This window comes from Aminobacter sp. AP02, from assembly GCF_003148805.1.
Lineage (GTDB): Bacteria > Pseudomonadota > Alphaproteobacteria > Rhizobiales > Rhizobiaceae > Aminobacter.
Genome location: NZ_QGGX01000023.1, coordinates 51,788 through 69,242, shown reverse-complemented (window position 1 = coordinate 69,242; position 17,455 = coordinate 51,788). Strand labels below are relative to the sequence as shown.

At 63.4% G+C, this 17,455-nt stretch carries 15 protein-coding genes; 8 read left to right on the top strand and 7 right to left on the bottom strand.

Translation table 11 applies throughout. The annotated features are described in order from the left end of the window. Window positions 1–350 precede the first annotated feature (350 nt). Window positions 351–1,646 (top strand): efflux RND transporter periplasmic adaptor subunit, encoded by a 1,296-nt coding sequence (locus C8K44_RS23310; RefSeq protein ID WP_109578162.1) that lies wholly within the window; start codon window positions 351–353, stop codon window positions 1,644–1,646. Then, entirely contained in the window at window positions 1,643–4,777 is a 3,135-nt protein-coding gene (locus tag C8K44_RS23305; protein WP_109578161.1) for an efflux RND transporter permease subunit, read from the top strand. The genes C8K44_RS23310 and C8K44_RS23305 overlap by 4 nt, the downstream gene beginning before the upstream one ends. A 32-nt stretch (window positions 4,778–4,809) precedes the next feature. On the opposite strand, the gene C8K44_RS23300 is transcribed toward C8K44_RS23305, so the two are convergent. Together C8K44_RS23300 and alr are read right to left on the bottom strand one after the other, a co-directional pair. Then, window positions 4,810–6,063, bottom strand: a complete 1,254-nt coding sequence (locus tag C8K44_RS23300) for a D-amino acid dehydrogenase (protein WP_109578160.1) — start codon at window positions 6,061–6,063, stop codon at window positions 4,810–4,812. 14 nt (window positions 6,064–6,077) lie between these two features. Next, entirely contained in the window at window positions 6,078–7,211 is a 1,134-nt protein-coding gene (gene alr, locus C8K44_RS23295; protein ID WP_109578159.1) for an alanine racemase, read from the bottom strand. A 130-nt stretch (window positions 7,212–7,341) separates the two neighbouring features. Here alr and C8K44_RS23290 point away from each other — a divergent pair, with 130 nt between their 5' ends. Continuing rightward, on the top strand, window positions 7,342–7,806 hold the full coding sequence (locus tag C8K44_RS23290) for an Lrp/AsnC family transcriptional regulator (protein ID WP_109578158.1): 465 nt from the start codon (window positions 7,342–7,344) through the stop codon (window positions 7,804–7,806). Between the two features lie 40 nt (window positions 7,807–7,846). Here C8K44_RS23290 and C8K44_RS23285 read toward each other — a convergent pair whose 3' ends face one another. The 3 genes from C8K44_RS23285 to C8K44_RS23275 form a co-directional block, all read right to left on the bottom strand. Further along, on the bottom strand, window positions 7,847–9,280 hold the full coding sequence (locus tag C8K44_RS23285; RefSeq protein ID WP_109578157.1) for an NAD-dependent succinate-semialdehyde dehydrogenase: 1,434 nt from the start codon (window positions 9,278–9,280) through the stop codon (window positions 7,847–7,849). A gap of 83 nt (window positions 9,281–9,363) precedes the next feature. After that, the gene (locus C8K44_RS23280; protein ID WP_109578156.1) at window positions 9,364–10,485 is read right to left on the bottom strand and encodes an NAD(P)/FAD-dependent oxidoreductase; all 1,122 of its coding nucleotides are present in this window, start codon (window positions 10,483–10,485) and stop codon (window positions 9,364–9,366) included. 1 nt (window position 10,486) lies between these two features. Beyond that, the gene (locus tag C8K44_RS23275; RefSeq protein ID WP_109578155.1) at window positions 10,487–11,173 is read right to left on the bottom strand and encodes a GntR family transcriptional regulator; all 687 of its coding nucleotides are present in this window, start codon (window positions 11,171–11,173) and stop codon (window positions 10,487–10,489) included. Between the two features lie 191 nt (window positions 11,174–11,364). On the opposite strand from C8K44_RS23275, the gene C8K44_RS23270 reads away from it, so the two are divergent. Next, window positions 11,365–12,735: an aspartate aminotransferase family protein gene (locus tag C8K44_RS23270; RefSeq protein WP_109578167.1), complete on the top strand. Its 1,371-nt coding sequence runs from the start codon at window positions 11,365–11,367 to the stop codon at window positions 12,733–12,735. Window positions 12,736–13,035: 300 nt separating this feature from the next. Here the strand turns inward: C8K44_RS23270 and C8K44_RS23265 are convergent, their stop codons facing one another. Together C8K44_RS23265 and pcaQ are read right to left on the bottom strand one after the other, a co-directional pair. After that, entirely contained in the window at window positions 13,036–13,788 is a 753-nt protein-coding gene (locus C8K44_RS23265) for an SDR family oxidoreductase (RefSeq protein WP_109578154.1), read from the bottom strand. 80 nt (window positions 13,789–13,868) lie between these two features. Further along, window positions 13,869–14,786, bottom strand: a complete 918-nt coding sequence (pcaQ, locus tag C8K44_RS23260) for a pca operon transcription factor PcaQ (RefSeq protein WP_109578153.1) — start codon at window positions 14,784–14,786, stop codon at window positions 13,869–13,871. A gap of 93 nt (window positions 14,787–14,879) precedes the next feature. On the opposite strand from pcaQ, the gene pcaD reads away from it, so the two are divergent. From pcaD to pcaG, 4 genes are read left to right on the top strand one after another with little or no spacing between them, the layout of a single operon-like run. After that, window positions 14,880–15,677, top strand: coding sequence for a 3-oxoadipate enol-lactonase (pcaD, locus tag C8K44_RS23255; RefSeq protein WP_109578152.1), 798 nt, complete (start codon window positions 14,880–14,882; stop codon window positions 15,675–15,677). A gap of 7 nt (window positions 15,678–15,684) precedes the next feature. Beyond that, window positions 15,685–16,095, top strand: a complete 411-nt coding sequence (gene pcaC / locus C8K44_RS23250; RefSeq protein ID WP_109578151.1) for a 4-carboxymuconolactone decarboxylase — start codon at window positions 15,685–15,687, stop codon at window positions 16,093–16,095. After that, window positions 16,085–16,840 (top strand): protocatechuate 3,4-dioxygenase subunit beta, encoded by a 756-nt coding sequence (pcaH, locus tag C8K44_RS23245; protein ID WP_109578150.1) that lies wholly within the window; start codon window positions 16,085–16,087, stop codon window positions 16,838–16,840. Before pcaC ends, pcaH begins: the two co-directional genes overlap by 11 nt. Next, window positions 16,840–17,454: a protocatechuate 3,4-dioxygenase subunit alpha gene (gene pcaG, locus C8K44_RS23240; protein ID WP_109578149.1), complete on the top strand. Its 615-nt coding sequence runs from the start codon at window positions 16,840–16,842 to the stop codon at window positions 17,452–17,454. The genes pcaH and pcaG overlap by 1 nt, the downstream gene beginning before the upstream one ends. The last annotated feature ends 1 nt before the right edge of the window (window position 17,455 follow it).

Here is a 17,455-nt window from a genome sequence, read left to right as displayed (position 1 = left end):
CGGACACAAGGTACCGATATCGTTGATCAATCACGATGGCGCCACCAGCCCGTCATTGTGAAACAGCCGGGAAACTCCACCTTCCGGCGGTCCAATAAACGGTATCGGATCAAAACCGCCGAGGCTCTAATTGCCGCTGGATGACAGTTCAGTGGCAGGTCACATGGTCGCCGCATGCGCCCATATTAAATCTTGGTAAGACAGCTTCGCTTTGCTCGCCGCTGCCAATCCGCTTCCTACATCTTGCAGGGACAGCTCGTCGCAGGGCGCGGCCGAAGGGCTTGGCTGTGCCACGATGTGCTGTCGCGGGGCGCGCGTGGAAATGGTTTCGCGGGCTCGGGAGCTGTCTGATGTGGACATTCCGCTCTGCTGTATTGGTCCCGATGGCGCTTGTCGTGGTAGCGGCGTTGCTGCTGTTTCCGGGATTGATCGATACAGCCAAACGCCAAGCTGCCGGTGCCATGGCAAGCCTGGAAACGCTTCGGCAGGGGACGGGCAAGGGGGGCAACGCAACGCCCGCAGATCCGCAAAATCAGCCTGGCAACGCGATAGCCGTGTCGTTCGCGTCGGCGCGGAGCGGTTCGTTTCCTGTGGTAACGAGAACGTTTGGCACCGTCCAATCGCCCGCTGTGGTCGAGGTCGGGGCGCGGATATCGAGCCAGGTGACGCAAATCCACGTCAAGGACGGCCAGATGGTGAAGGCTGGCGACCTGCTGATCTCGCTTGACGACCGTGCGCTGCGTGCGCAGCTGGCGCGCGATCAGGCGACCCTTGCCAGGGACGATGCCCTGGTGGTCAGCACCACCGCGGACCTCAACCGCGCGAAGGATCTCGCCAGCAAACAGGCCGGTACGCTGCAGGCCTATGACACCGCGCTGGCGTTGCAGCGAGGGGCGCAAGCGAACGCCGACGGCGACCAGGCAGCCATCGATGCCGACCAGGTGCAGCTCGACTACACCTTGATCAAGGCGCCGATATCGGGCCGGCTCGGTGCGGTACAGGTCGCCGTCGGCGACATCGTCGGAACCTCTTCCGGCACGTCGAACACCGTCGTTGGTCTCGTTGCCATCACCCAGATGGATCCGTTGCAGGTGACCTTTCACCTTGCCGAGTCCGAGTTGTCTACGTTCCGCGAGCTCCTTGGCGCGGGCAATGCGCCGACCGTCAAAGCCCTTGAGGGCGGGGGATCGGAGGTCGTCGCCTCAGGCACGCTGGATTTCATCGATTCGGCTGTCGACACCGCATCGGGCACCATCGCCATGCGCGCGACGTTCCCCAATGGCAATCAGGTGCTTTGGCCGGGCCAATATGTCGATGTCGAGATCGCCCGGCCCGATTTGCCCAATGCGACGATCATCCCCACCGTCGCGCTGCAGTCCGGTCAACAGGGACAGTTCGTCTGGCTGGTGCGGCCCGACGACACGGTCGAGCTTCGCCAGGTCAAGGTTGCGGCCAGCGAAGGCGCGGCATCTGCCATCGCCTCGGGCCTCGATCCCGGTGAGCACGTCGTCACCGACGGCCAGCTGCGACTGAAATCAGGTGCCGCGGTACGGCCGACGGAAGCGGCAAGCGCCGGCGATAGCGCGCCTCCGCCCGAGTCCGCGGCCTATGCTGCCCCGCAAGGATCGCCTGGACGCAAGCAATGACGTTCTCCGAATTCTGCATTCGCCGGCCGGTCGCGACATTGTTGATGTCGATCGCGCTGGTGGTTGCCGGCTTGTTTGCCTACACCAAGCTGCCGGTGGCGGCGCTGCCCGAGGCGGATTTTCCGGTCGTCAACGTCTCGGCAAGTCTGCCCGGCGCCTCGCCCGACACCATGGCCACATCTGTGGCCACGCCGCTGATCAAGCAGTTCGCTACAATCGCGGGCATCGACAGCATTTCGACGACCAATTCGCTCGGTTCGACCTCGATCTCGATCCAGTTCGTGCTCAACCGCGACATCGACGCCGCCGCAGCTGACGTACAGGCAGCGATCGCGCGTTCTGCTCGGGCATTGCCCGCCGACCTGCCGTCGCCGCCAAGCTATCGCAAGGTCAATCCGGCCGATGCGCCGATCCTGCTGCTCGCCCTCAAGAGCGATGTCCTGCCGCTGACCGACCTCGACGCCTTCGCCCAGCAGGTGATATCGCCGTCGCTGTCGACGCTCGACGGTGTCGCCCAGGTATCGATCTACGGCAGCCAGCAATTTGCCGTGCGCATCCAGGTCGATGCCGAAGCGCTTGCCGCGCGCGGCATCTCGACCGCGCAGCTGTCGGCGGCAATCGCCGCGGCCAATTCGGACGCTCCATTGGGAACGTTGCAAAGCAGCCAGCAACAGCTGACCATCGTCGCCAACACCCAGCTCGACAACGCTGCGCAGTTCGCCAACCTCATCATCAGCAGCAGCGGCGACAAGCCGGTCCGGCTTGGCGACGTCACCCGGGTGATCGATTCTGTCGCCAATACCCAGACCGCCAGCTGGCATGACGGCACACGCGCCATTCTGCTCGCCGTTCAGCGTCAGCCGAACGCCAACACGGTCGCCGTCGTCGACAGGGTCAAGGCGATGTTGCCGACATTCCGCGGCGAACTGCCGGCAGCGGCGTCGATCGAGACACTCAACGATCGCGCCGTGTCGATACGGGCCGCCGTCAGCGACGTTCAGTTCACGCTTGGCTCGACGATCGCGCTGGTCATTTTGGTGATCTTCATCTTCCTGCGCCGGCTCTGGGCGACGTTGATCCCTGCACTTGCCGTGCCGATTTCGCTGATCGCGACGCTCGGCGTCATGTATCTCTTCGCCTTCTCCATCGACAACATTTCGCTGATGGCTCTGACACTATCCGTCGGGCTGGTGGTCGACGACGCCATCGTCATGCTGGAAAACATCGTCCGCCACATCGAGGAAAATGGCGAAAGCGCCTTTGACGCTGCCTTGAAAGGTTCGCGCGAGATCGGCTTCACCATCATCGCGATTTCGCTGTCGCTGGTGGCGGTGTTCATCCCCGTGCTCTTGATGGGCGGGGTGATCGGCAAGATATTCTACGAATTCGCCATCGTCGTGGTCGTCGCGATCCTGGCCTCGGCATTCGTTTCGCTGACACTGACGCCGATGCTGGCGTCGCGGCTGCCGATCGCCTCGCATGGCGATACGGGCGTAAGCGGTGTGCTCGAACGCGGATTCGAGGCTGTCCTGCGCGGCTACGACAGCTTGCTCAAGCTTTGTTTCCGCTTCCACCCGTTCGTCTTCGCGATCTTCCTCTGCACGATCGGCATGACGGCCTATCAGCTTCAGACCATGCCGAAGGGCTTCTTTCCGCTCGAAGACATAAGCCAGCTTCAGGTCACGACGCTGGCACGCCAGGATATCTCGTTCGAGGCGATGAAGGCACTCCAGGCCAAGGTCGAGGATGTCTTCGCCAAATCGCCCTATGTCGACCATGTCGCCTCCAATGTCGGTGGCGGCGGCGGCGGGTCAGGCGCGATGAACTCGGCCCGGCTCTTCGTCGAATTGAAGCCCAAGACCGAGCGCCCACCCCTGCAGCAGGTGCTGGTCGAGCTGCGCCGCCAGCTTGCCTCGATCGCGGGCATCCAGGCCTTCATGTCGCCGCTCCAGAACCTGTCGGTTGGCGCGCGCGCCTCGGCCAGCCAGTACCAGCTCGTCGTCCAGAGCCTGGATGAAAAGCTGATGAACCAGTGGGCGGAGAAGCTGACCGACGCGATGACCGCCGACAGGACCGTTTTCGCCGATGTCAGCTCCGACCTGCAGAACAACGCGCTACAGGCGCAACTGGTCATCGACCGCGACAAGGCGTCTTCGCTCGGCATTACGGCCGATGTGCTGCGCTCGACGCTTTATGGCGGCTTCGGCACGCAGCAGGTTTCCACGATCTACACGCCAAGCGACAGCTACGACGTGATCATGGAACTTGATCCGACCATCGACTGGACGCCCGAGCGCCTGTCACGCATCGAGGTCGCCGGTACCAACGGCACGCTGATACCATTGGGCGCCTTCTCGCATGTCGAGCGGAATGCCGGTGCCCTGACCGTCAACCAGCTCGGTCAGCTTCCCGCCGTCACCATCTCCTACAACCTGCCCGACAAGGTCGCCCTCGGCGACAGCATCGCGCAGATCGACAAGCTCAAGGCCCAGATCGGCATGCCGCCGAATGTCACCACCAGCTACTACGGCACCGCCAAGACCTTCCAGGATGCCGCCGCCAACCAGGGCCTGCTGATCCTCGGCGCGATCCTGACCATCTATGTCGTGCTTGGCATGCTCTATGAGAGTTTCATCCACCCGCTGACCATCCTTTCGGGCCTGCCTGCGGCGGCTGTCGGTGCGCTGCTTGCGCTTTCCTGGCTCGGCTTCGATCTGTCGGTCATCGCCGTGATTGGGCTTTTGATGCTGATCGGCATCGTCAAGAAGAACGCGATCATGATGATCGACGTGGCGCTTACCTTGCAGCGCGATGGCCTGGCGCCGGTGCAGGCTATTCACAAGGCGTGCCTCATGCGGTTTCGCCCGATCATGATGACGACGTTCGCCGCAATGATGAGCACCTTGCCCATCGCCCTGGGCACCGGCGCAAGTGCAGAGCTGCGCCAGCCGCTCGGCATCGCGGTTGTCGGCGGGCTCGTCGTGTCGCAGACGCTGACACTGTTCGTCACGCCGGTGCTTTATCTCTACATGGAGCGCCTTGGCGCCTGGACGCAGCGGGCCTTGGCCGGCGCGAAGAAGGGCGAGCCGAAACCGGTCGAGGCGAAGAAGGAACTCAAAGCAGCGGAGTGACTGGGCCGAGGAACCTCGGCGCAGTTTTCAGCTCACGCGTAGCGCGACAGGGAAAGGTCGGCGACGTCGATCTCGGGACGGGTTCCGCCGATCATGTCGGCAAGCACGCGGCCCGAGCCGCAGGCCATGGTCCAGCCCAGCGTACCGTGGCCGGTATTGAGGTAGAAATTGTCGAACTTCGTGCGCCCGATGACAGGCGTGCCGTCTGGTGTCATGGGCCTGAGCCCGCTCCAGAAGGTGGCGCGGCCCTGGTCGCCGGCGCCGCCGAACAGGTCCTCCACGGAAAACTGCAGCGTTGCCTTGCGCGACGGCGAAAGATCCGTGTTGAAGCCGGCGATCTCGGCCATGCCGCCGACACGGATACGGTCGCCGAGGCGTGTGATCGCGATCTTGTAGGTGTCGTCCATGACGGTGGACACCGGCGCGCGCGCCTCGTCGATGATCGGCACCGTGATCGAATAGCCCTTGACCGGATAGACCGGCACGGTGAGCCCGAGCGGCTTGACGAAGGCAGGCGTGAAGCTGCCGAGCGCGCCGACGAACATGTCGGCCTCGACCTCGCCTTCCGAGGTGCGGACGGCCACGATGCGGTTGCCCTGCTGGCGCAGGCTCTCGAGCTTGACGCCGAAGCGGAACTCGACGCCCAGTGCTTCGGCGAGCTTGGCCAGTTCGTTGGTGAACTTGAAGCAGTCGCCGGTCTCGTCATTGGGCAGGCGCAGGCCGCCGGCAACCTTTTCGCGCACTGGCGCCAAGCCCGGTTCGGCGGCAACGCAGCCGGCGGCGTCCAGAACTTCGAACGGCACGCCGTCGCTCTGCAGCACCTCGATGTCCTTGGCCATGCCGTCGAGCTGCTTCTGGTAACGGAACAGCTGCAGCGTGCCTTGCGTGCGGTGGTCGTATTCGATGCCGGTATCGTCGCGCAGCGAAATCAGGCAGTCGCGGCTGTATTCGGCAAGGCGCACCATGCGGCTCTTGTTGAGTGCGTAGCGCGACGAGGTGCAGTTGCGCAGCATCGCCGTCACCCAGCGCCAGGTCGACATGTCGAGCATCGGCTGGATGATCAGCGGCGCGTGCTTCATGAACAGCCACTTCATCGCCTTCTGCGGGATGCCAGGTGCCGCCCAAGGCGAGGCGTAGCCGGGCGAGATCTCGCCGGCATTACCAAAGCTGGTCTCGAGTGCGGGTCCGGATTGACGGTCCAGCACTGTGACCTTGTGGCCGGCCTTGGCCAGGTAGTAGGCGGAGGTGACGCCGATGACACCGGCACCGAGAATGACTATGCGCATGATTGCCCCTGTAGTTAGCGCGCTGCCGGGCTGAGGTAGCGGCGGTTGTAACGCCGGCCCAGGCTGGTCAGGATTTCGTAGGAAATGGTGCCGGCGTCCGCCGCGATCATCTCAAGCGTCTGGTGCGGGCCGATGAGTTCGACCATGTCGCCGAGCTTGAGCGTTCCAGGCGCCAGGGCAGTTACATCGAGAATGATGCTGTCCATAGACACGCGGCCAACGATCGGCAGGCGCACATCGCCGAAATAGGCAGCGCCCGAATTGCTGAGATGGCGCGGCAGCCCATCGGCGTAGCCGGCGGCGATGGTGGCAAGGCGCATCTCCGACTTGGCAACGAAGCTCGCGCCATAGCCGATCTCGGTGCCCGCCGGCACGGTGCGCGTCTGCACCACGCCGATCTCGAGCCGCACCACTGGCCGCATCGGGTTGCCGCTCCCGGAGTAGGGCGCGCCGCCATAGAGCGCGATTCCCGGCCGGGCAAGATCGCCGCGATAGTCCTCGCCGAGGAAGATGCCGGCCGAATTGGAAAAGGAAAGCTTGGTGTCTGGGAAGCGGCTGCGGACAAGGCCCATGCGAGCCAGTTGGCGTGCATTGGCGCCATGCGCGGGTTCGTCGCCGCAGGCCAGGTGGCTCATGATGATGTCGACATGGATGCCTTCGAGGCGGGCAGGCTCGGCGAGTAGTATGTCGGCCTCCGCCTGTTCCAGCCCGAGCCGCGACATACCGGTGTCTGCCTGGACCGCTGCCGGCAAGATCGTGCCGCGCGCCTTGGCCGTCGCCGACCAGTTGGCGACCTGCGCCAGCGAGTTCAGCACCGGGACGATGCCGAGGTCGGCGCAATCATTCTCGCTGCCCGGCAAAAGACCGTTGAGCACGAGAATGCGCGCGTCGGCGGCGAGGTGCGGCTTGAGCCTGACCGCCTCGATGAAATGCGCGACGAAGAAGTCGCGGCAGCCGGCGTCGTAGAGCGCCGGTGCAACCTGCGCCACGCCGAGCCCGTAGGCATCGGCCTTGACCACCGCCGCGGCCTTGCCGGGTGCGGTTAGCCGGCACAGTTGCTCGTAGTTCGCCACCAGCGCCGCCAGGTCGATGGTCAGAACGCCACAAGCCGCACGGCTTTCGATGTCGCTTTGCGCAACCATGTTCATTTCCGGAAACAGTCCTCGCCAAGCCAAGAGAATATCGCAATGATCGGCGAAAATCTTGCCAATGTGACGATGATCGTGCGAACAATGGCGATAAGATGAAATTTTCGTCGACCAATTGGAAGGAAATGCGATGTCCTCTCTGGATGCCATCGACCGCGGCATCATCCGGGCGTTGCGCGCCAATGCGCGCGTCAGCAACGCCAAGCTCGCAGCCGAGGTTGGCCTGTCGCCTTCGGCATGCCTGCGGCGTGTGCAATTGCTGGAGCAGGAAGGGATCATTCGCGGCTACACCGCGATCATTGGCAACGCCGCCGCCGACGAGGGCATCGCCGTCATCGTCCAGATCACGCTGGAGCGGCAGACGGAGGAATATTTCAACCGCTTCGAGCTTGCGGTGCGGCGCTATCCCGAGATCAAGGAGTGCTATTTGATGACCGGCGACTCCGACTATTTCCTGCGCGTCGAAGTGGCGAGTGCCGGTGATTTCGAGCGCGTGCACAAGGAAATCCTGTCGGCGCTGCCTGGTCTCGCCCGTATCCATTCGAGCTTTTCGATCCGCAACATCCTGCAGTCGAAACGGCCGAAGGCGTCGTGAAAAGCCGGCGCCGCTTGCGGCGCCGGCTCCCTTGTCAGTTTCAGACGGCTGCCTGGGTCACGAACTTGGTGACCAGATAGGCCTCGAGCGCTTCCGAGCCGCCTTCCGAACCATAGCCGCTGTCCTTGATGCCGCCAAACGGCGTTTCCGGCAGCGCCAGGCCGAGATGGTTGATCGTCAGCATTCCGGTTTCGATCTCCGCACCGAGGTCCGTTACCGTCTTGTTCGACTTGGTGAAGGCGTAGGCCGCAAGCCCGTAGGGCAGGCGGTTGGCCTCGGTCACGACATCGTCGAAGCTCTTGAACGGCAGCACCAGCGCGACCGGGCCGAACGGCTCTTCGTTCATGATGCGCATGTCGGTGCGCAGCCCCGAAAGCACCGTCGGCTCGAAATAGGAGCCCTTGTTTCCAATGCGCTTGCCGCCGGTCTCGATCTTGGCGCCGTCGGCGACCGCCTCGTTGATCAGCTTTTCGACCGCCTCGAGTCGTCGTTCATTGACCAGGGGGCCCATCTTGCTTGCGGCATCGAGGCCGTCGCCGACCTTGATCGCCTTGGCATGCTCGACGAACTTGCCGAGGAAGCGGTCAAACGAGCCCTCCTGGATGAGGAAGCGCGTCGGCGACACGCAGACCTGTCCGCCATTGCGGAACTTCGAGGCGGCAAGCGTCGTTGCGGCCGCATCGATGTCGGCGTCGTCGAACACCATCGCCGGCGCATGTCCGCCGAGTTCCATCGTCGCACGCTTCATATGGGTGCCGGCGAGGGCCGCGAGATGCTTGCCCACCGGCACGGAACCGGTGAACGACACCTTGCGGATGACCGGATGCGGCACGAGATAGCCCGAAATCTCGGGCGGATTGCCGTAGACGAGGTTGAGCACGCCGTCGGGCAGGCCGGCGTCCTTGAAGATGTCGCCCAGGCAAGCCGGCGAGGCTGGCGTTTCCTCCGGCGGCTTGACGATGATCGAGCAACCGGTGGCGAGTGCAGCGCCGATCTTGCGCACGGCCTGCGATACCGGGAAGTTCCACGGCGTGAACGCCGCAACCGGGCCGACGGGCTCCTTGACGACGAGCTGCTGGATGCCGGAAGCGCGGGCCGGAATGACGCGGCCATAGGTGCGGCGGCCTTCCTCGGCGAACCAGTCGAACAGGTCGGCCGACGACAGGATCTCCATCTTGGCTTCGCCGACCGGCTTGCCCTGTTCGATCGACAGCAATTCGGCAATCTTGTCGGCGCGTTCGCGCATCAGTTCGGCGGCGCGGCGCAACACCTTGCTGCGCTCGAATGGCGAAACCTTGCGCCAGACCTTGAAGCCACGCTCGGCGGCTGCGAGTGCCCGGTCGAGATCGCCCTTGCCGGCCGAAGCGACCTTGCCGATCACCTCGTTGGTCGCGGGGTTGTAGACGTCGATGGTCTTGCCGCCTTCAGCAGCCGTCCATTTGCCGTCGATGAACAGTTTCACTTCCGGGTACATATTATGTCCTTGCTGGTTCGTTCGTGAGGATTGGGCTGGGGCGTGCGTTGGCAACGCCCTAGACGCGAGTCTCGGAGGCTCGGCTAGACATAGGTTGGCGCCAGTCTTTGTGCCACCAGTTCGGCGATCGCCAGCGAAGAGGTCAGCCCCGGGCTTTCGAGGCCGAACAGGTTGACCAGGTTCTTGATGCCATGCGTTTCCGGCCCGTCGATGACGAAATCGGCAGCCGCTTCGCCAGGCGCCGAGAGCTTGGGACGGATGCCGCTGTAGGTGGGGCTCAGGCTGCCGTCGGCGAGGTCGGGCCAGTATTTGCGGATCTCGCCATAGAAATGGTCGGCGCGGCGCGGATTGACGCTGTAGTCCTTTTCTTCGATCCACTCGACGTCGGGGCCGAAGCGCATGCCGCCGTTGAGATCGAGCGTCAGGTGCACGCCCAGCCCGCCCGGCTCCGGCACCGGATAGATCAGCCTGGAAAAGGCCGGCTTGCCCGTGACCGAGAAATAATTGCCACGCGCCAGGCGAAGTTGCGGCACGAATTTGGGGTCGAGACCTTCGAGTCTGCTTGCCAGTGCATTCGCGCCGAGCCCGGCGGCGTTGACGAAATGGCGGGCGGCGATCTCGTATTCGCTTCCGGTGCCGTGGTCGCGGGTGTGGAGCACGAAGCGGTCCGCGTCGATCCGTCCAGACACGATCTCGGTATTGAGGCTGAGATAGGCGCCCCCTTCTTCGGCTTCGCCGAGCAGCGAAAGCATCAGCGCGTGGCTGTCGACGATGCCCGTCGAGGGCGACAGCACGGCCGCCTGGCAGGTGAGCCGTGGTTCCATGGCAATCGCTTCGGCGGCACTCAGCATGACGAGGTCGTCTACGCCGCAGGCTTTGGCCTTGTCGATGATGCCGGCAAGCGTCACCACCTGCTCGGGCAGCGTCGCCACGATCAGCTTGCCGCAGCGCTTGTGCGGAATGTTACGCTCGTTGGTATAGGCATAAAGCTTCGCCCGGCCTTCGATGCAGAGCTTCGCCTTCAGGCTGCCGATTGGATAATAAATGCCGGCGTGGATCACCTCCGAGTTGCGCGAGCTGGTCTCGGTGCCGATGGAATCAGCCGCCTCGATGATAACAGTTTCCATGCCAAGCCGGCTAAGTTCACGCGCAACGGCCAGGCCGATGACGCCAGCACCGGCGATGATGCAGTCTACCGTGTCCATCTCAGGTAGCACTCCCGGTGGGCTTAAGCGCGGCGAGCTGGTCGATGATGAATGAGCTTGCGCCTCTGATATCGTCGACGATAGCGCGTTCGGCCTTGTCGGCGTCGCGGGCTTCGATGGCGGCAAGGATCACATGATGCTGGTCGATCATCGCTCGTCCGCCGTGCTCGTACGATGCCGCGATCAGCGGCCCCATCTGCAGCCACAGCCGGTTGAGGATACCGCGCAGCACCGTCATGTTGGCGATCTGGGCAAGGGCGAAGTGGAAGGTCTGGTTGAGTTCGAGCGCCGTCGCCCAGTCCTTGGTGGCGATCGCTTGTTCGTTGCGTACGATGAGATCGCGCAGCCGCGCAATATCATGGGCCTCTGCCTTGAGCGCGGCCTCGCGAGCGGCGAGGCCCTCGAGCTTCATCCTGATCTGGCGGATTTCGAGATAGCGCTCCAGCGTCATCACAGGCACGCGTACCTCGCGCGCCGATTTCTGTACCAGTGCCTCGTCCTGGATCAGTCGCAGGATGGCATCGCGCACCGGGGTCACGGAGGTGCCGAGCGATTGTGCGAGATCGCGGATGGTCAGCCGCGCGTTGGGCGCAAAGCGTCCCTTGATCAGGGCGTCCGACAGCTGGCTGTAGACAATCTCGCCGAGATTGTCGTGTTCCACCACCTGTAAGCCGAAACTCTCGCTCATCGCTGCCCGATCCTGCCGACACGGCGTGGCCTGCTCGCGGGCACGCGCTGGCCCTTGACAGTCCCATGTCGGAAAAACATGATGCATCAAACAGCAAAATGCGGATTTTGCAAGCGGCCATGGACTGGCCGGTTCGATTGAATGCGGACGGCAAGCCCACCCGCGAAAGACACCGAGCAGAGGAACTCACCATGGACAGCCAGCCCAATTCGCCCGAGGCGCGCGACAAGAAATACCATATGCACGCCTACACCAATGCCCGCCGGCATCAGGAAGTCGGCCCGTTGATCATCGAAAAGGGCGATGGCATCTACGTCGAGGACATTGCAGGCAAGCGCTACATCGAGGCGATGTCGGGCCTGTGGAGCGTCGGCGTCGGCTTCTCCGAGCAGCGTCTCGTCGATGCGGCAACCAGGCAGATGGCCAAGCTGCCCTTCTATCACAACTTCACCCACAAGGGTCACTCGCCACTCATCGACCTGGCCGAAAAGCTGGTCACCATGGCGCCGGTGCCGATGAGCAAGGCGTTCTTCACCAATTCCGGATCCGAGGCCAACGACACGGCCATGAAGATGATCTGGTTCCGCTCCAATGCGCTCGGCCAGCCTGAACGCAAGAAGATCATCTCCCGCAAGCGCGCCTATCATGGCGTCACCATTGCCTCGGCCAGCCTCACTGGCCTGCCCAACAACCACCTGTCCTTCGACCTGCCGATCGCCAATGTGTTGCACACCTCGTCGCCGCATTACTGGCGCGAGGCGCTTCCGGGTGAAACCGAGCAGCAGTTCTCGACGCGCCTCGCCGACGATCTCGAAAAGCTGATCCTGGCTGAGGGCCCTGAGACCATCGCCGCCTTCTTTGGCGAGCCGGTCATGGGTGCGGGCGGTGTCGTCGTGCCGCCGGCTGGCTACTGGGAGAAGATCCAGGCCGTTCTGCAGAAATACGACATCCTGCTCGTCGCCGACGAAGTCATCTGCGGCTTTGGCCGTACCGGCAACATGTTCGGCACCGAGACCTATGCCATGAAGCCCGATATCATGGTCATGTCGAAGCAGATCTCGTCGTCCTATCTGCCGATCTCGGCGATGCTGATCAACGACAAGGTGTTCGAGCCGATCGCCGACGAAAGCAACCGCATCGGCACTTTCGGCCATGGCTTCACCGCCGGCGGCCACCCCGTCGCCGCAGCCGTCGCGATCGAAAACATCAACATCATCGAAGAGCGCAACCTGGTCGACAATGCCCGCCACGTCGGCGCCCACATGCAGAAGCGCCTCGGTCAGCTGACCTCGCATGAACTGGTCGGCGAAGTCCGCGGCGTGGCCCTGATTGGCGCCATGGAGATGGTCACCGACAAGGCGACCAAGGCGCCATGGGGCAGCGTCGGCGCGCTCGGCGGTCTGGTCAATGGCATCCTGCAGCAGAACGGCGTCATCTCCCGCAACATGGGCGACGCTCTCGCCTTCTGCCCGCCGCTGATCATCAACGAAAAGCAGGTCGACGCCATCTTCGACGCGGTCGAGAAGTCGCTCGACGAAGCAGCCAGGCAGATCAAGGCCTGATTTCAGGCACCTCTGCCCAACAGCAAAAAGCCCGCCATCCGGCGGGCTTTTTCGTTGGGGGATGCCGTTCGCTGTCGCCGCGACATCCCAGTAGCCCTCATGGTGAGCCTGTCGAACCACGAGGGCGCTTGGGTGATATTCAAGCGGGATTGGCGCAAGAGCCAGCGTCTGCGTGTCTAGCGCCCTCGTGGTTCGACAGGCTCACCATTAGGGCTACGGAAATGCCCTCGCCGCGCAGCGTCGGAGATGGGCAAGTGCGCCATCAACTTCTCTCACGAGGGGGAGAAGGCAAAAAACACCTCAGACGTGCTGGCCGCCATTGATGTGGATTTCGGAGCCGGTGACGTAGGACGCCTGGCCCGAGCACAGGAAATAGATGATGTCGGCGACCTCGGAGGTCAGGCCGAGCCGGCGCATCGGGATGGTCTCGACGATCTTTTCGGTGCCGGGGGACAGGATCGCGGTGTCGATCTCGCCGGGCGCGATCGCATTGACGCGGATGCCGTGCGGGCCGAAGTCGGCGGCCATCTCGCGCGTCAGCGCGCCGAGCGCTGCCTTCGACGTCGCATAGGCCGTGCCGGCGAAGGGATGGACGCGGGTGCCGGCGATCGAGGTCACGTTGACCACCGAGCCCTTGGCCGCCGCCAGCTCCTTGAACAGGCCGCGCGCCAGCATGATCGGGGCCAGGAAATTGACCTGGAACACATCGCGCCAGACATGCATCGGCGTGTCGATCGAGTTCATGCGCCCGCCGCCCTGCATCTTCGGCGAGATGCCGGCATTGTTGACCAGCGCATGCAGCATGCCGCCTTCTTTTTCCAGCCGCTGGCGAATTTCCGAAACGGCACTGCCGACGTCACCCTGGTCGGCGAGGTCGACCTTGATGTGGTCTTCCGGCCCGGCGGGCCAGGGGCAGTCGTCGGAAAATGCCTGGCGCGAGCAGGTGATGACGCGCCAGCCTTCGCGCGAAAAGCGCTTCACCGTCGCATGGCCGATACCGCGGCTGGCTCCGGTCAATACGATCGTCTTTCGCCCTTCGGGTTTCTCGGCCATCTCATCCTCATTCCAAGCTTGAAGCGTATGTAGCGGATGCATCCGCCCATTGCGAGGGGGCGCGACGAATGGCGGCGTCTTCAGCCGCGTTCGGCGGCGGCTTCGCGGATCGTCTTGAGCAGGATCGAAAACGCAGCCGATGGCTGGGTATCGGTGCGCATGGTCAGCCCCACCGGCCCGCGCGTCTCCGAGGTGTCGACGGGCAGCATCTTCAGCACACCAGCCTTGATGTCATCGCTGACAACCCCGTGCGAGATGATCCACACCGCATCGCTCTGGCGCACGAAGGCGCGCCCGAAGGCGTCCGACACCGTCTCGATCTCGGTCGGGATCGAGGCGACGCCATTGGTGATGAAGAAACGTTCGACGAAGGGCCGGATGATCGAGCCGCGAGTCGGCATCAACAGCGGAAATTCGCCCAGCCGCTCGAACACGTCCTGGTCTTCTCGGAGCAGGGGATGGCCAGCGCGCACGACGAAGACCACCTGCTCGGAATAGAGGTGCTCGAAGAAGAAGCCGGTCATCTTCTCAGGTGCCGCAAGGCGGCCGACGACTAGGTCAAGCTCGCCAAGCCGAAGCTGTTCCAAAAGCACCGCGTTTTCGCCGGTGACGATCTTGATCGTGCCGCCGGTGTTTTCGCTGAGAAACAGGCTCATCGCGCGCGGCATGATATGTGCTGAAACCGTCGGCAGCGCGCCGATGCGGATCGGAGGTCCGCCTTCGGCGCGGGCATTGGCAACCGAATCGATGCCTTGGCGAAGTGCTGTGATCGCCATGCCGGCATGCTGCATGAACACTTCGCCCGAGCGCGTGATCTTGATCCCGCGGCCATCGCGCTCGAATACCGAAACGCCGAGCGCTTCCTCCAGCTCGCGGATGGTCTTGGTCACCGCAGGCTGGCTGACATTCAACAGCCCGGCCGCCTTGACCACGCTTTTCTGGCGCGCGACTTCTAGGAAGGTCTGGAGATGGCGGAACCGGACGCGACTTTCAATCATGACTTTTCATAACCCAGGAGTTAAGAGAAGGCCACAAAATATCATTTTACCAAACCAAACATCTAATCCACTGTCATCACGAGGAGAAATCGAGTGCAATTCACAGACATCGGCGGCATCACGCTGCACCACCAGCTCATCGGCGGGCCCGCGGACAAGCCGGTCATTGTCTTCGCCAATTCGCTGGGCACCGATTTCCGTATCTGGCGCGACGTCATCGTCCGCCTTGCCGGCGACTTTCCCATCGTCACCTATGACAAGCGCGGCCATGGTCTTTCCGACATGGGCACGCCTCCCTATTCGATGGACGATCATGTTTCCGATCTCGAAGGGCTGCTCGATCATCTGAAGGTCAAGAACGCCATCATCTGCGGACTGTCGGTCGGCGGGCTGATCGCGCAGGGGCTCTTTGCCAGGCGCCCCGACCTCGTGAGCGCGCTCATCCTCTGCGACACCGCCCACAAGATCGGCACGAACGAATCCTGGAACACCCGCATCGCCGCTGTCGAAAAGGACGGCATCGGCTCCATCGCCGACGGCGTTCTCAAGCTGTGGTTCACGCCGGAGTTCCATGAAAAGCGCCAGACCGACCTGATCGGCTACCGCAACATGTTGGCGCGCCAGCCGCTTGCCGGCTACACGGGCACCTGTGCCGCGCTGCGCGGCGCCGACTACACCGAAGCCGCCAAGGCGATATCTGTTCCGACGCTTTGCGTCGTCGGCGACCAGGATGGCTCGACGCCACCGGCATTGGTGCGCTCCATGGCCGACCTCATCCCCGGTTCGCGTTTCAAGATCATCGACGGCGCCGGCCATATTCCTTGCATCGAACAGCCGGAAACGCTGACGGCACTCATGCGGCGCTTCGTTGCCCGCCTTCCACTGGAGTGAACTGACAATGAACCCATCGGCGCCAGCCTCGACCAGGTATCGCGAAGGTCTCGCCGTCCGACGCTCCGTGCTCGGCGATGCCCATGTCGACCGCGCCGAAACGGCCTCGACCGATTTCGACCGGCCATTCCAGGAACTGATCACCGAGGCTGCCTGGGGCACGGTGTGGGCACGCCCGACCTGGAGCAAGCGCGAGCGTTCGATGGTGACGCTGGCACTGCTGGCGGCACTTGGCCATGACGAGGAGGTGGCGATGCATGTGCGCGCCACAGCCAACACCGGGGCTTCGCGCGAGGATATCTGCGAAGCCTTCCTGCATGTGGCGATCTATGCCGGTGTGCCGGCGGCCAACCGCGCCATCAAGATCGCCAAGCATGTCTTCGCCGAAATGGATGCGGGCAAGTCCGATGACCACTGATCCCAGCTCGAACCGCAAGCCCGAGACGGGCGCCTTCTTCCAGCGCGACCGCGACTGGCACCCGCCGGCATTCACGCCGACCTACAAGACCTCCGTGCTGCGCTCGCCGCAGAAGGCGCTCCTGTCGCTCGACAACACCATTTCCGAGATCACCGGCCCGGTCTTCGGCCACAACATGCTGGGCGAGCTCGACAACGACCTGATCCACAATTTCGCCAAGGCGGGCGAAAGCGCCATTGGCGAGCGCATCATCGTTTACGGCCGGGTGCTCGACGAACGCGGCAAGGGCGTGCCGGGCGCGCTGCTCGAGTTCTGGCAGGCCAATGCCGGCGGCCGCTACCGCCACAAGAAGGAAAGCTACCTCGCCGCACTCGACCCCAATTTTGGTGGCTGTGGCCGCACCATCACCGACGAGGACGGCTCCTACGCCTTCCGCACCATCAAGCCGGGACCCTATCCCTGGCCGAACGGCGTCAACGACTGGCGCCCGGCGCACATCCACTTCTCGGTCTTCGGCCACGGCTTTGCCCAGCGACTGATCACCCAGATGTATTTTGAGGGCGATCCGATGATCTGGCAGTGCCCGATCGTCAAGACGATCCCCGACCGCGCGGCGATCGAGACGCTGGTCGCTGCCCTCGATATGCAGGCGACAATCCCCATGGATGCGCGCGCCTACAAGTTCGACATCGTTTTGCGTGGACGCCGATCGTCGCTGTTTGAAAACCGCCTGGAGGGCAACTGATGGTTCAGGCTCTCAACCGGCTCAAGGAAAGCCCCTCGCAGACCGCCGGTCCTTACGTCCATATCGGCCTGACGCCTAACTTCTCGGGCATCACCGGGGTCTACGAGAAGGATCTCGGCGTCGAGATGGTCAACGACGAGACAAAGGGCGAGCGCATCACCATACGCGCCCGCGTGCTCGACGGCACCGGCACCCCACTCAAGGATGCGCTGATCGAGATCTGGCAGGCGGATAGTGCGGGCCTCTACAATTCGCCGTCCGAGATGCGTGGTGCAGCCGACCCCAACTTCACTGGCTGGGGCCGCAAGGCAACCGACATGGTTTCGGGCGAATGCGTCTTCGAAACGGTCAAGCCGGGCCGCGCGCCTTTCAAGGACGGTCGGCTGATGGCCCCGCACGTCACCTTTTGGGTGGTCGCGCGCGGTATCAACCTCGGGCTCCACACGCGTATGTATTTTGCCGACGAAGAACAGGCCAATTCCGAAGATCCGGTGCTCGCGCGCATCGAGCATCGCCATCGCGTTGAAACGCTCGTCGCCACGCGCGAGGGCGACGCGTACGTCTTCGATATTCACCTCCAGGGCGACAAGGAAACGGTGTTCTTCGACATCTGAG

What these genes read in the sequence shown, in the direction of transcription:
- C8K44_RS23310 (WP_109578162.1), top strand. Translation starts at nt 351, where the DNA reads ATGTGGACATTCCGCTCTGCTGTATTGGTCCCGATGGCGCTTGTCGTG.
- C8K44_RS23305 (WP_109578161.1), top strand. Translation starts at nt 1,643, where the DNA reads ATGACGTTCTCCGAATTCTGCATTCGCCGGCCGGTCGCGACATTGTTG.
- C8K44_RS23300 (WP_109578160.1), bottom strand. Translation starts at nt 6,063, where the DNA reads ATGCGCATAGTCATTCTCGGTGCCGGTGTCATCGGCGTCACCTCCGCC.
- alr (WP_109578159.1), bottom strand. Translation starts at nt 7,211, where the DNA reads ATGAACATGGTTGCGCAAAGCGACATCGAAAGCCGTGCGGCTTGTGGC.
- C8K44_RS23290 (WP_109578158.1), top strand. Translation starts at nt 7,342, where the DNA reads ATGTCCTCTCTGGATGCCATCGACCGCGGCATCATCCGGGCGTTGCGC.
- C8K44_RS23285 (WP_109578157.1), bottom strand. Translation starts at nt 9,280, where the DNA reads ATGTACCCGGAAGTGAAACTGTTCATCGACGGCAAATGGACGGCTGCT.
- C8K44_RS23280 (WP_109578156.1), bottom strand. Translation starts at nt 10,485, where the DNA reads ATGGACACGGTAGACTGCATCATCGCCGGTGCTGGCGTCATCGGCCTG.
- C8K44_RS23275 (WP_109578155.1), bottom strand. Translation starts at nt 11,173, where the DNA reads ATGAGCGAGAGTTTCGGCTTACAGGTGGTGGAACACGACAATCTCGGC.
- C8K44_RS23270 (WP_109578167.1), top strand. Translation starts at nt 11,365, where the DNA reads ATGGACAGCCAGCCCAATTCGCCCGAGGCGCGCGACAAGAAATACCAT.
- C8K44_RS23265 (WP_109578154.1), bottom strand. Translation starts at nt 13,788, where the DNA reads ATGGCCGAGAAACCCGAAGGGCGAAAGACGATCGTATTGACCGGAGCC.
- pcaQ (WP_109578153.1), bottom strand. Translation starts at nt 14,786, where the DNA reads ATGATTGAAAGTCGCGTCCGGTTCCGCCATCTCCAGACCTTCCTAGAA.
- pcaC (WP_109578151.1), top strand. Translation starts at nt 15,685, where the DNA reads ATGAACCCATCGGCGCCAGCCTCGACCAGGTATCGCGAAGGTCTCGCC.
- pcaH (WP_109578150.1), top strand. Translation starts at nt 16,085, where the DNA reads ATGACCACTGATCCCAGCTCGAACCGCAAGCCCGAGACGGGCGCCTTC.
- pcaG (WP_109578149.1), top strand. Translation starts at nt 16,840, where the DNA reads ATGGTTCAGGCTCTCAACCGGCTCAAGGAAAGCCCCTCGCAGACCGCC.